11 protein-coding genes and 2 pseudogenes are annotated in these 12,891 nt (G+C 58.9%); 8 read left to right on the top strand and 5 right to left on the bottom strand.

The annotated features are described in order from the left end of the window. Positions 1–197: 197 nt before the first annotated feature. The 7 genes from HRU71_02990 (at position 198) to HRU71_02960 (ending at position 6,099) form a co-directional block, all read left to right on the top strand. Positions 198–416: a hypothetical protein gene (locus HRU71_02990; GenBank protein QOJ02511.1), complete on the top strand. Its 219-nt coding sequence runs from the start codon at positions 198–200 to the stop codon at positions 414–416. Between the two features lie 21 nt (positions 417–437). After that, entirely contained in the window at positions 438–1,022 is a 585-nt protein-coding gene (locus HRU71_02985) for an IS3 family transposase (protein QOJ02510.1), read from the top strand. A gap of 109 nt (positions 1,023–1,131) precedes the next feature. After that, positions 1,132–2,403, top strand: a complete 1,272-nt coding sequence (locus HRU71_02980) for a hypothetical protein (protein ID QOJ02509.1) — start codon at positions 1,132–1,134, stop codon at positions 2,401–2,403. Between the two features lie 147 nt (positions 2,404–2,550). Next, on the top strand, positions 2,551–2,859 hold the full coding sequence (locus tag HRU71_02975; GenBank protein QOJ02508.1) for a helix-turn-helix domain-containing protein: 309 nt from the start codon (positions 2,551–2,553) through the stop codon (positions 2,857–2,859). After that, entirely contained in the window at positions 2,850–3,821 is a 972-nt protein-coding gene (locus tag HRU71_02970) for a transposase (GenBank protein ID QOJ02507.1), read from the top strand. Before HRU71_02975 ends, HRU71_02970 begins: the two co-directional genes overlap by 10 nt. 138 nt (positions 3,822–3,959) lie before the next feature. Continuing rightward, a complete protein-coding gene (locus HRU71_02965) occupies positions 3,960–4,949 on the top strand; it encodes a site-specific DNA-methyltransferase (protein ID QOJ02506.1) in 990 nt (329 codons plus the stop codon). Then, positions 4,942–6,099, top strand: a complete 1,158-nt coding sequence (locus HRU71_02960) for a hypothetical protein (protein ID QOJ02505.1) — start codon at positions 4,942–4,944, stop codon at positions 6,097–6,099. Before HRU71_02965 ends, HRU71_02960 begins: the two co-directional genes overlap by 8 nt. Before the next feature lie 27 nt (positions 6,100–6,126). Here HRU71_02960 and HRU71_02955 read toward each other — a convergent pair. The 5 genes and pseudogenes from HRU71_02955 to HRU71_02935 form a co-directional block, all read right to left on the bottom strand. Then, positions 6,127–6,748, bottom strand: a pseudogene (locus HRU71_02955) (transposase). 462 nt (positions 6,749–7,210) lie between these two features. After that, entirely contained in the window at positions 7,211–7,891 is a 681-nt protein-coding gene (locus HRU71_02950; protein QOJ02504.1) for a hypothetical protein, read from the bottom strand. Positions 7,892–7,921: 30 nt separating this feature from the next. Further along, positions 7,922–9,073: a DNA adenine methylase gene (locus HRU71_02945; GenBank protein ID QOJ02503.1), complete on the bottom strand. Its 1,152-nt coding sequence runs from the start codon at positions 9,071–9,073 to the stop codon at positions 7,922–7,924. Between the two features lie 192 nt (positions 9,074–9,265). Beyond that, positions 9,266–9,936, bottom strand: a pseudogene (locus HRU71_02940) (transposase). 230 nt (positions 9,937–10,166) lie between these two features. Continuing rightward, on the bottom strand, positions 10,167–11,648 hold the full coding sequence (locus tag HRU71_02935; GenBank protein ID QOJ02502.1) for a DUF2029 domain-containing protein: 1,482 nt from the start codon (positions 11,646–11,648) through the stop codon (positions 10,167–10,169). A gap of 72 nt (positions 11,649–11,720) precedes the next feature. Here HRU71_02935 and HRU71_02930 point away from each other — a divergent pair, with 72 nt between their 5' ends. Continuing rightward, positions 11,721–12,674: a transporter gene (locus HRU71_02930; GenBank protein ID QOJ02501.1), complete on the top strand. Its 954-nt coding sequence runs from the start codon at positions 11,721–11,723 to the stop codon at positions 12,672–12,674. The last annotated feature ends 217 nt before the right edge of the window (positions 12,675–12,891 follow it).

The following is a 12,891-nucleotide window of genomic DNA, read 5'->3' as shown; positions in this document are numbered from 1 at the left end:
TTCCTGCACGTCGAGTCCAATGATTAGTGGGTCAAGCACCGAGTATTATTTGAGCTTTATGCGTGCCAGAAGGGTGATGGGTGATGTCCCATAATCTTCGTTTTTTTGAGGTTCCCCACTGTTAGTGGACACCCAGAAGCGAGACAATGGAACTCGCAGGAGGTGTTCCGTGAGTCAGGAAAAGGCCCGCAGACGGTATGTCAAGGATTTCAAAGTCACAGGCCGTTGAGTTGGCCGCCCAGCCGGGGATGACGGTTCCCGAGGTGGCGGCCGACCTGGACATTCCGGTCAACGCCCTCTACCGCCCTGTCTGCGTGCAGCGCACAGGCAGGTACGCGGCGATCAAGGCCAACGGAGTGAACTGCTGTGTGAACACGGTGGCGAAAATCATGCGTCAGGACGGCCTGAAAGCATGACCCCGTCGCAGCCAGTACAAGGTGAAAACGACGGATTCATCGCACGGCCTGCCCGTGGCCGAGAACAAGTTGGCTCGCGAGTTCGAGCGCAGTGCGCCCAACCAGGTGTGGGTCAGCGACATCACCTACATCCCCACGGATAAAGGCTGGCTGTATCTGGCCACGACGCTGGATCGGTATTCGCGACGCATCGTGGGCTGGTCGATTCGTGAGCGGATGACCCGCGATCTGGTGATCGATGCGTTGGCGATGGGGATTGCGCAGCGGAACCCGCCGAAGGGGCTGATACATCATTCGGATCGTGGCAGCCAGTACGCCAGCGGGGTCTTTCAGCTGATGCTCTCGGCACATGGCATGGTGTGCAGCATGAGCCGCAGGGGCGAAGTCTATGACAATGCGGTCATGGAGAGCTTCTCTGCAACACTCAAACGAGAACTGGTCCACGAGGCACGGTATGCCACGCGGGGTGACGCCAGGAAGGCCTGTCTGCGTGCGGACACGCACAGGCAGGCCATCTTTGGATCGATCGAGGCGTTCTACAATCGCCAGCGGCTGCACTCGAGCCTGGGCTGTCGAAGCCTGGCCGACTACGAAGCCGCGGCATAGAATCTCTTAACCACGGTGTCTACTATACGTGGGGAACTTTACGGTAGTGCCGATCGGGATTCCGAATGCTTCTTTGTAGGCTTCTCCGGTCGGCGAGGTTTCTCAACGGGTGGACGAACGTAGCGATGCAGTATTAAGCCCTGTAAAATCGCCCGAAACCATGAATAAGTTTATTCAGGATGCCGAGGCCACGTTACGGCAACTCCAAGGGTCACTGGGGGAAGTGCTTGATGCGATTCATGAACATGATGGGCGAGCTTTTTCCCTGGCACGCCAGCTACACATCGATAAAAAGCTGGCTTGGCGTATCGTGAAAGTCGTTCAAAGCACTGATCCCTTTGCGGCGACCCAGTATGTTCCGGGGGCGGCTGCGTTCAAGATGTTTCTGAGTGCAGCGCAAGGTGTAGGCGCGCCTGTATCGGCAATCGAAAGTGCCCTTGATGCTTTCAGCGGTTTTGAAACGCTGGTCCGAGTTCACGCGGGGGACCGCACGTCGCTTGAGATGATGTTGACCGCGTGCGCCAAAACGGACCGACGAACGGTTGATTTGGTGCATCGGCGCATGGCTTATCGCGGCAACAGCTTCATTTGGGGGGTTCAAGTGCGCACCTACATCAAGTGTGGCATCGTGCAACCATGCAACCACGACCCCAACAAACTTGATCTTGTCTCTGTTCACGCTTTCAAGAGCTTGCGAAAGCTTTGTGACAGTGGGCGGCTTACCATCGCACGGATGATGAGCTCCGAGTACGATACGGAGGGTCGTCGTATTTTTACCTACGAAGCTGTATCACCAAGTTCACATTCCTGCAACGGCCTGTTCCTCCTCGAATCGTTTTGCACTCATCCAATACCATCAATCGAGATGCTCGAATCTGATCGAGGGTTCCTCAACTACGAATTGTCAGGATCCGGTGTCGGCGACACAGCTGCAATTGACTTCGTGGAGGCATATGCCGTACGAGGCTTGGCAGCGCGCTATCGCGACATGCACAATCACTATGGTGAGAATTGCGCAAACATCTGCATTCCAACGGAGAGCGTCATCATCGATATGTTGATCCGTGAGGATACGTTTGGGGAAATCAACTTTGAATCGATTGTGTACGGCGAAAATCTCCGCCGGACATTCTATCCATCGCCCAATAGAGTGCGAGACCAGTTGGACATTTGTGAACCAACATCGTATCTTGGACGAGGCACTTCGGTATTGCATGTGCCTAGAGTTCCGAAGTACCCCAAACTGGTGGGACACGTCCTCAATGAATTGGGTTGGGACGCGGGGCGCTTCGACGTGTACCGCTGTGTTCTCGATTACCCTGTCGTTCCATCGACCATTGTCTTGCGGCACGAGTTGCCAGAAGCGCCACACCGTCAGTGAGTTTGTATCGTTCGCAGTTCCTTGGAATCTGGTCGTGATAGACTTTGGAGGATTTTCCACCCCCCAACCGCCCGTTTGGGTGAGGGGCGGCCGGGGGGTGGAAAATGCTGGGTCGGACGTGAGGCAGGACGGGACAGGACGAACACGATGGGAAGGCAATCGGGATTGACGGTGGAGCAGCGAACCGAGGCCGTGCTGTCGCTGCTGCTGCGGCGGGAGGAGCCGGCCGCCAAGATCGCGCGGCGCTACGGCATCGCCGAGCCAACGCTCTATCGCTACCGCGACCTGTTCCTGGAAGCCGGCAAGGCCGGCCTGACCAGCGGCAGCGGTCCGGCCGATCCGGCGCGGCGCGAGGTGGCGGAGTTGAAGAAGCAATTGGAACAGCGTGACCAGGTGATCGGCGAGATCACCATCGCCAACCGCATTTTAAAAAAGCTTTCGGGCCAGTGCCCCTGAAGCAAGAGACCCGCGACCTGGTGGATCAGGGACTCCAGGAGCACTCCCGGTCACGCCGGACGAGCGTGCTGCAATGGTTGAGCATTCAAGCATCCAGCTGGTATCACCGGCCGGCGGCCGAGCGAAAGCGTCCCGGTCCGCCGGCCCGATCTATCCCGGCGTCGATCGAAAGCGGTGTCGTGGCCATGGCCACGACCAACCCCTGGTACGGCTACAAGCGGATCGCCGTCATGTGCCGTCGCACCGGCCTGACTATCACGAATCGACAGTGTTACCGGCTGATGAAAGCACACGGCCTGCTGCAGAAGCGCAAGGCGCGTGCGGCGGAGCTGTACCAGGCGGCCAAGCTGTTCGAGCTGCTGCCGGCCGGGCCGAACGAGTTGTGGCAGATGGACGTGACTTACGTGCACCTTCCCGGCTTCGGCTGGTGGTATGCCGTGACCGTGATCGACTACTACAGTCGCTATCTGCTGGCGGCGCATCTGACCTCAAGTTACAGCGCGATGTCCGCGACCGAGGCGCTGGCCATCGCCCGGGCCGAGGCCGAGCGGTTGTGCGGACCGCTGAAGAGGCCGCCCTTCCTGGTGACCGACAATGGCTCGAGCTTCATCGCCCGGCGGTTCGTGGCGTTCACGAAGCACGATTACCGGCAGGTGCGGATCCGCTATCGCACACCGACGCAACTGGGATTGTTGGAGCGGTTCCACCGCACCCTGAAGGAGGAGGAAGTGTACTGGCGGCTGTATGACAACCCGGCCCACGCCCGATCGTGCCTGGCCGAGTTCCGCGAGCGTTACAACCGTCTCCGGCCGCACTGGGCGTTGATCCCCGAGCCGGGCGGCGACCCGGTGACGCCGGAAGAGGTGTACACCGGCCAAGTCAGGCCCCACCTGCCACGCTGGCAGGGCTGGGCCCGCGCCGCCAAGGAGAAGCTGGACAAGCTGACTCAAGCCGCGGCGTAGCGGCCGCGAAGTCTCTCACAAAATACCGTCCCGAGATTCCAGTTGAACTGTGAGCCAAGACAGATACAATCACCGTCGATTCCCCCAGCCGCGGAGCCGGGGCTTTGGACAGATCGTTGTGGGAGGCGAAGCGGCCACATGAACGACAGGGCGCCACGAAACCGAACGCTCACATGTAGCGATGCCGAGTTGGCCGAGCTTTCGCCTCACCTACTCCGTCTTGCCAGTTTCGTCCAAACTGATTCGATCACCAATCGCGTCCTCAATCAGGATTTTCAAGAGGCCTGCGAATTCCTCCCGGCGGCCTTTGCGGACCTTGTGATTCTTGATCCGCCATACAATCTGACCAAAAACTACAATGGTCACGTTTTCCGATCAAAGGAATCCGAGGAATACACTCGCTGGTTTGACAAGATCGTATCGTCCATCCTGCCGATGCTTCAGCCAACCGCGACCGTCTATGCTTGCAGCGATTGGCAAACTTCTACACTCCTATTTCCCGTCTTGGACAAGCACTTCCATGTGCGGAATCGCATTACGTGGGAGAGAGAAAAAGGGCGCGGAGCCAAGGCAAACTGGAAGAACAACACCGAAGACATTTGGTTCTGCACACTCGGCGAACAGTATCATTTTGATGTCGATTCCGTGAAGCTGAAAAGGCGCGTGATCGCGCCCTATCGCACCGAAAACGGTGAACCGAAGGATTGGGAAGAGACATTGAGCGGCAACTATCGGCTTACCCATCCTTCAAACATTTGGTCCGACATCACAGTTCCGTTTTGGTCCATGCCGGAGAATACGGATCATCCCACTCAAAAACCCGAAAAGCTGATCGCAAAGTTGATCCTAGCAAGCTCCCGGCCAGGAGACTTTGTACTCGATCCATTTCTTGGAAGTGGCACAACAGCCGTCGTCGCCAAGAAGCTCGGTCGTCGGTTCTGTGGCATTGAACTTGACAAGACTTATTGCTGCTGGGCGTTGAAACGACTCATGCTTGCAGAAACTGCCCCAAGTATTCAAGGGTATTCTGACGGAGTCTTCTGGGAGAGAAACACGGCCGGTGAGCAGCGACTAAACGAGGCCCACAGATTGTGCTCGGAAAGCCTACAGGGACTCTTCAATGAGTGACGGCCTCCAGAAGCTAGTAGGCCTAATCAGGGCCAAGGATGGGATCAATGACAAAGCACGGCTGACTCGCACCGTCGCCGACGCGTTTCACCTAACCAGAGATCGGTCAGTCTATTACTGTGCTGACTTTGCCGTTCGGTTCAGTTCATCGCGCGGCCCGAATTTCGGGAACACCGTGTTGTCGCTCTCGGCGCTTCAGAAGTATGACGATCGTCCATTTGTCGTCTGCTTGGTTACGCCGACCACAAATTACTGCATGCTCGCCAACACAACCTTCCTCAAGAAAATCAGCCACAGCTCGCAAGAGCTCCGAGAAAATAACATCAGGGGTAGCTTCAACGGATCAGACATCGCCAGAGAATTCGAAGGAATCAGCAATTCTGCCGAGAATATCAGTCGATTGTTTGACATACACTCAGCGATCGGATTCGAAGGGAATCTTGCTCGCCTAGTCGAGGCAACGAACAATATCACGCCAACAGGAAGCAAGTTCAGCGTGAACGAGGCCTCGACTTCGACGATTCTCGCCGCGCCACGACGCGCCGCGCTATTCATCGCGTCAGATCATTGCGCAGCCCTCAAAGCCGAATTGGATGCTCAAGTAGAAAAGTTCAAGACCGAAATATTAGTTGCGGCGCTCATCGAGAATGTCAACGTACGGGGGAGGATCATCGAATACCTCATCGCCGGCGAGGACGAATCGATGCGGCAGAAGCTCGTTATTGCATTGAGGGCAGGCGATAAGGGCATCCCTGCTTTCAAGACGGACAACTCACTTGGTGACTATCGCCGATCCTTCACTGGATTTGATACCGAAACGGATGTGAAAACAAAGATCATGATCCTCAATTCGAATCCAAAGGCGTACAACCTCGACAAAATGCTCGCGTTCTTGGCAACCCCTCGTTCAGTCTTCATGTTCTATTTTGTAGGGGTCGATCCGGGAAAGATCGTGAACACTGTATTGGTCTCGATGTTCCAGAACCGGCTCCTGCAATCTACGATTGTGCTCAAGCACTGGTCCGGAAGGAATTCACGCGGCGTTACGCAGTTTGAAGGCGAGGCCATCAATGAGCTGATCCTCCGCCCCGATTCTGCAATCAATGAGGGAGAAGCGTTGCAGTTTCTACGACGAGTGATCGGGATCTAAAGTCAATTGGGCTTTAAAGGGGACATTCTACTTTTCCGTCTCCGTTCTGGGGCGGCCGCGGGGGCGAAGGCTGGATTCCAGGCCCAGCCGCGACGCGGTGCGCTGTGTCCAGGTCGTGCCGCCGAACGGCGATCCGCGCCGGATGCACCGTCGCAACGCCTCCAACTCCGCCGCCGACTCCGGGCGATTCACGCGCGCCAGCCAGTCGCGCGGGCGATCGACCGGCCCGCGATGCAGCCACGCCGGCCCCATGTTATTGAGTCTAACCGCTAAACTCGACCACGGCCACTTCTCCGCCGCGCGAACCAATCCGGCCCGCAGCGGATTCCGCTCGACGTATCGCAGCACCGCGAGCAAGTGGCCGTCCTGCTGAATCGGAAACGCCTTGAATCGCCCCTGCCAGACGTGGCCGCTGCTGTGGTGGCTCTGGTGATAGCGCCGGACCTGCGCGGTCATCAGCCATTGCATCCAGCGCGACAAATCGCCAGTCGTGGCGCGGCCAGAGCACCGGTGAAAATGATTCGGAAGGACAATACGCCAAGATTCGCATCGGCAGCCGCTCGCAGGCCGGGGCGAACAACTCGACAAACGCCTGAAAATCCCGATCCTTGTGAAAGACACGGGCGCGGCCGTTGCCGCGATTGATCACGTGATAACAAACACCGCCGACCGAGCGCGAGCAGTTCGAGGCATGAAGGCACTGTAGCGGAAGAGCCAGCCCCCGTCAATAATTCAGAATGTCCCTTTTAATTTCCCTCGATTTCTAATTTCTGGTACGACTACGATTCGCTGACGTTTCGGGTTGGACGGATCATTGATTTGGTGGCGGCCAGGTGGAAGTTTTTCAAATTCAAGTGCTGGATCCATGATGTTGTCAGTGTATCGTTCGCAGTTCCTTGGAATCTGGTCGTGATAGACTTTGGAGGATTTTCCACCCCCCAACCGCCCGTTTGGGTGAGGGGCGGCCGGGGGGTGGAAAATGCTGGGTCGGACGTGAGGCAGGACGGGACAGGACGAACACGATGGGAAGACAATCGAATCTGACGGTGGAGCAGCGAACCGAGGCCGTGCTGTCGCTGCTGCGACGCGAGGAGCCGGCCGCCAGAGTCCTTCACTTCTCGGGCAGAAAACGTTCCTCGCCGTATTTCGAGAAGTAGTATTGCGCGCTTCGCTTGGCGACATCGAACAGAATCTCTGCCATCTCATCCACGGTCCATTCGCCCTCGCGGAAATAGAAACTGCCACGATCAAAGATTCCGTTCGGGCCAAGCGCGTGCAGGTAGGTCCTGTTCAATTCGCCGAACATGGCAATGGTGCTGACGCGATCAAGAATCGACGAATCGTCGGCGAAGTCGCAGCCATAGCCGAAGCAGACGAATGGAAAAATAGTCTCACTCCGCAAGGCGGTTCGGAGACCGATCACGTTCTTTCCGAGCCGTTCAATGGCGTTGCCCTTTGCCTGCTTCGGGAGACCTTCCTTGGCCCGCAGATCGTTCGTCCCTTGGTTCTTGACCTCCGCAATCAGCAGCGGAAACTGCTCGCCATCGTTGGCGACAATTCTGAGAATGCCGCCATCGGGGCGGATCGCGCTACTGTCGAAGTGGCAATGGAAATCCACGTCAGGGAAGTGCTTTCTTAAGTGTGAGCAAATCGCGTCGAGTTTCCATTCCTTGTCGTGGGTCAGCGCGATCGGTGCGAACTTGTGCAGTCGTTCGACGACTTTTTTCAGCGCGCGCTCAATGTCCTTCTCCTGGGCTTTCGAGGTGACGTTGATCACCGTGCCGGTGCGCAATCCGCGAAGTTGGTCCTTCTTGGCCATGCGTTAGTGCCGTTCGACGAGGAACAACTGCTCCTTGACGTGGATGGAGCGGCCGTTCAAGTTTCGACTGCCTCGGAATGCATTGTAAACCGTCTCGATGACCTCGACACGCCCATGCTTGCGCAACAGCAAGTCAAGTTGCTCACGTGAGATGAAGCCTTCGCTATTGTATGAGATCAATAGATGCGACGCCAGCGTGTGCTCGACGAGGTCTGCAAGGGCTTTGAAGGCTTCTGACCTTTTATTGTAATTTGATCGTTGCCAGCCCTGTGCGATGCCAGAAACCCGACTGACCTCGGATGGTTCCTGATTGGTGACGATCAGATTCAGCATGAAGTAGTTTGAACCGTACGGATGCTGGTTGTAGGGCGGATCGAAATACGCCACGTCCAGTTCAGGCAGCACCCGAACGACCTTGTTCGCATCTTCCTGTCGCACATCCACGTCGCATTCAAACCGACTGAAAATCGGGAACGGCAATTCGATTTTTCCGAGAATGCGAGTCAAGGCGTCCCGATTGGTTCCGCCAAACTGTCCGACACCGTTCGCGTTCTTGTAGAATCCCTTGAACACGCCGGACGTGTTGCTGTGCACCGACGCTTCGGCCAGCAGCGGCGCGAGTAGGAACACGCGGTATTCCTCTGGGACCGAATCGAGCCGATGCCGCATGGAGTCAATCCGCATCGCGTTGTCGGTGGTGTAGAACACCCGATCGCCGGGTTCAATGGCGTCATCGCGCTTCGGGGCGTACAAACGCCGGATGAAGCCGTCGCGCACGGGGAGCGTCTCGGCGGCTTGCGCGACGAAACGGTGATGGTCACGCAGGGCGTCGAAGTCGATTGCGCTTCGGTTGGCGAGGTAGCAATCGGCAATGACCTTCGCGTAATGCTCCAGATCATTTGATACCAGCAGATCGGCATACTGTTTGAAGAATCTGGAGACGACCCCAGAACCGGCGAACCCGTCTAGAATACGCAGTTTGTCTTTACCGAGCCGCTTGCGCACCCGCCGAAGTGCCCGTTCAATGGTGTGGAGAAGGCGGCGTTTGTTCCCAATGTACGTAATGAGTTGTTCTTTGAGGAACCGGTCATTTTCCGCAATCGGCCCGCCCGTTCCAAGGTCGTCCCAAAGCGTCCGGTCTGAAAGGCTCTTCATCGCTCGCTCGTCTCCATGCACCTGAAAGATGGCGTTCTACGCCCCCACCGTCGCGCTGGCCGTTTCGCTCCAGGGACCGGGCTCTCCCCGGCGGCTGAGCCATCTTACCATGTAGTGGGCCATCTTGCCCGCATCTTTTCCGCCATACTTCGCTACCGCCGGAGAGCGCGTGCTGGCTTTAAAGGGGACATTCTACTTTTCCGTCTCCGTTCTGGGGCGGCCGCGGGGGCGAAGGCTGGATTCCAGGCCCAGCCGCGACGCGGTGCGCTGTGTCCAGGTCGTGCCGCCGAACGGCGATCCGCGCCGGATGCACCGTCGCAACGCCTCCAACTCCGCCGCCGACTCCGGGCGATTCACGCGCGCCAGCCAGTCGCGCGGGCGATCGACCGGCCCGCGATGCAGCCACGCCGGCCCCATGTTATTGAGTCTAACCGCTAAACTCGACCACGGCCACTTCTCCGCCGCGCGAACCAATCCGGCCCGCAGCGGATTCCGCTCGACGTATCGCAGCACCGCGAGCAAGTGGCCGTCCTGCTGAATCGGAAACGCCTTGAATCGCCCCTGCCAGACGTGGCCGCTGCTGTGGTGGCTCTGGTGATAGCGCCGGGACCTGCGCGCGGTCATCAGCCATTGCATCCAGCGCGACAAATCGCCGTCGTGGCGCGGCCAGAGCACCAGTGAAAATGATTCGGAAGGAGACAATACGCCAAGATTCGCATCGGCAGCCGCTCGCAGGCCGGGGCGAACAACTCGACAAACGCCTGAAAATCCCGATCCTTGTGAAAGACACGGGCGCGGCCGTTGCCGCGATTGATCACGTGATAACAAACACCGCCGACCGAGGCGCGAGCAGTTCGAGGCATGAAGGCACTGTAGCGGAAGAGCCAGCCCCCGTCAATAATTCAGAATGTCCCTTTTAATCCCTCAGCCCCCGTCAATAATTCAGAATGTCCCTTTTAATCCCTTTTAATTTCCACCGCGAGGGTAGCTGCGAGTAGGTGCCACTGCTTCAAGCAATGGCACGCAGGCGACTGCGACCCGGACACGCCCGCAGCTTGGCAAGATCGCAGCGTGGGTGGCGTGGGCGAACCTCCTATCCGCATCGCAATCGAAGCTGATGCAGCAGAATCCCCGTCTGCACGCCGCACAGGACGAGGCCCCAGCAGAACAAGCCGCCGTCGAGGAGTTTTTCGGCGACGTCGTCGCCGAGAAGCCCTTCGCTGCCGACGACGAGCAGGAAGAGCTGTGCCACCAGGCCGCCGACGAACCAGGCCCGGAATCGGTTGGTCCAATCGATGGTGACGAGAACGTACCAGACGGCGATAAACACAAGCGGGAGCGTCGTCGCGTGATGCTTCCATGTTCGCTCGCTCATGAGCAGCATGGCGACGAGGACGATGGCGAATTCCAGCCACAGGGCCGGGTTGGAGCGTGCGCGGGTTGGCGAAGAAGCGTGAGACGATTTACCCTCATTCCAACCCTCTCCCTTGGAGGGCGATGGCGTATCGATGCAGCCGGAAGTCGCCATTTGTTTCGCCCGGCAGAGCCACGCGAGTGCGAGCAGGATGCTTAGCGAAATCGCCGGGCGAAGGAGTCGGCCCAGGGCGGTGGCGGGGCGAGCCATGTCTTCCATGCCGGCTTGCAACGCGCGCTGCGCGGGCATGTGTTCAAGGGAGAGGATTCCTGCATTGCCGAGGGTGCGCAAGAGAGTGCCGTAGAGCGACTGGTTGGCGATCTCGATCGTGGCGAAGCCTTCCAGCGCGTATGGCCGGGCCAGCATGTCGAACCAGGTGCGCAGCCACTCGATGTTCGTATCGAAACCAATCGCGAGGCCGGGCAGGAGCAGGAGCAGCACGGCGAGCGCGACGAGCGTCGCTGCGACGATCCGCCATTGCCGCTTGTAGAGAAAATAGACGAGTAGTAATCCTGGTGTGACTTTCGTCACGATCGCCAGCGCGACGAACACGCCCGCGGCCACGTCGCGCCCGCGCACGAAGCAGCTCCATGCCAGGGCCAGCCAAATCAGCATGAAGAGATTGAGATTGCCGTGCTGGATGTCGGAGATGACCGGCCGAATGGAGAATGCCGCGGCGACCAGCAGCACGCCGACGGGCACGGTGCGGCCGGTCACGCGAAAACCCGTCACGAAATAAGCCATCGCGCCGAAGAACCCGACGAGCTTCGCGATGGACCAGACGACGCCCGCGCCGAAGTAGCCGAGCTTGGCCAGCGGCGCGGCGGCCAGCAGCACGGGCGGCGGCGTCGGGAACCAGTGGCCGTAGCCGTAGGGATTTGCGGCGTCCTTGCCCTGGAAGACGAGTTCCATCGTGGGGAGCCAGCGCCCCAGGGCGGTGCGATGGCGCGAGCCTTCCGCCCGGAACAGGCTCGTATCAATCTCCTGGATGCGTTTGCAGAACTGGACCGTGGGGATAAACAGGGCGGCCAACAGGCCGATCGCGAGGGCAACGCGCACGTACGGCAGGCCGAGAAATCGCCGGTCGAATCGGCCCAGGAGCGTTTTCTGATAGGGGTCGGACTGGGGCGGCAGCGGAGCGTAGTCAGCGGAGGTCAGCATAGGACGGGGTTCCCGGCGGTGACGGGCAGGCTTGACAGGCGCCGGTCACCGATGTAGCCTTGGCTACATATTATGGCAACGGATACTTTTCGGCGAACGTTTCGAGCTTTCGGCCTTGCCGCGCTGGCAAGCTTCTGCGTCACTGTATGCGCGGCGGCGCAGGATGCAACGGACGGCCCGGTCGCCGCGCCGCCGGCCGAGCGGGCGTCCAGCCGCGAACAGGCGGAGCAGCAAGCCGCGACGCCGTCGCGAAATTTCCTCGGGCTGGAAGCCGATCCGTTCGATGGGCCGATCGTGACGGACCGGCCGGATTTCACCGAGGCGACGGCCGTAGTGCCGCGCGGGCGCGTGCAGTTGGAAAGCGGCTACACCTTCACGGCGAACGACGACGATGGCGTGCGATCGGCGGATCATCTCTTCCCGGAGTATCTGCTGCGCGTTGGTGTTGTGAAGGATGTCGAACTGCGCTTGGTTTGGCTGGGCATGTCGCTGACCGAGAGCATGTTCGGTGAGGTGAACGATGCCGGCCGGCGCGTGCGCTCCATCGATCATCAGGATGGCGAGATGGACCTGTCAATCGGCACGAAGTATCACATCACCGATGCCGACGGGCTGATCCCGGACTTGAGCGTGATCGCCGAACTCGGTGTGCCGACCGGCAGCGACAACAAGACCGCGGGCGACGTGGAACCGGGCGTTAAGCTTCTCTGGGCGTACGAACTGACGGAGCGGCTTTCGCTGGCGGGCAACCTGAACCTGGCCGTGCTGATGAGCGAGCGAGGGCGATTCGTGCAGCCGGCGGCATCGCTCACGCTAGGCTACGCGCTGGCGGAAGGCGTCGGGATGTACGTGGAGTACTTCGGGTTGTATCCGAATGATCGCGGGACCGATGCGGCGCACTACGCGAACGGCGGGTTTACGTTCCTGATCACCGACGACGTGCAGCTGGATATCCGCAGCGGCGTCGGACTGAACCACGAGGCCGATGACTTTTTCACGGGCGTGGGATTGTCGTTTCGATTCTGACACGAAGCAAAGCGCAGGGCGCTTTGGTATGAGCGAGGACAAAGAATGAACTTTGCACTGGATCTGATCTTTACGTCGTTTCAGGGAATTTTCGTCAACGTTTTCACGGCGATCTTTCAGGTGCCACTCGATATCCTCACCGCCATCCTGACGGCGATCTTCGTCCCGGCGGCGTAGCGGCAAGGAGCCGATTGCGCGAGCAATCGAACCAGTCCGA

The organism is Planctomycetia bacterium, assembly GCA_015200345.1.
GTDB lineage: Bacteria > Planctomycetota > Phycisphaerae > UBA1845 > UTPLA1 > PLA3.
This window is presented reverse-complemented; position numbering and strand designations above follow the sequence as displayed.

Coding starts and splice junctions, on each gene's coding strand:
- HRU71_02990 (QOJ02511.1), top strand. CDS start 198: ATGTCAAGGATTTCAAAGTCACAGGCCGTTGAGTTGGCCGCCCAGCCG.
- HRU71_02975 (QOJ02508.1), top strand. CDS start 2,551: ATGGGAAGGCAATCGGGATTGACGGTGGAGCAGCGAACCGAGGCCGTG.
- HRU71_02965 (QOJ02506.1), top strand. CDS start 3,960: ATGAACGACAGGGCGCCACGAAACCGAACGCTCACATGTAGCGATGCC.
- HRU71_02960 (QOJ02505.1), top strand. CDS start 4,942: ATGAGTGACGGCCTCCAGAAGCTAGTAGGCCTAATCAGGGCCAAGGAT.
- HRU71_02945 (QOJ02503.1), bottom strand. CDS start 9,073: ATGAAGAGCCTTTCAGACCGGACGCTTTGGGACGACCTTGGAACGGGC.
- HRU71_02935 (QOJ02502.1), bottom strand. CDS start 11,648: ATGCTGACCTCCGCTGACTACGCTCCGCTGCCGCCCCAGTCCGACCCC.
- HRU71_02930 (QOJ02501.1), top strand. CDS start 11,721: ATGGCAACGGATACTTTTCGGCGAACGTTTCGAGCTTTCGGCCTTGCC.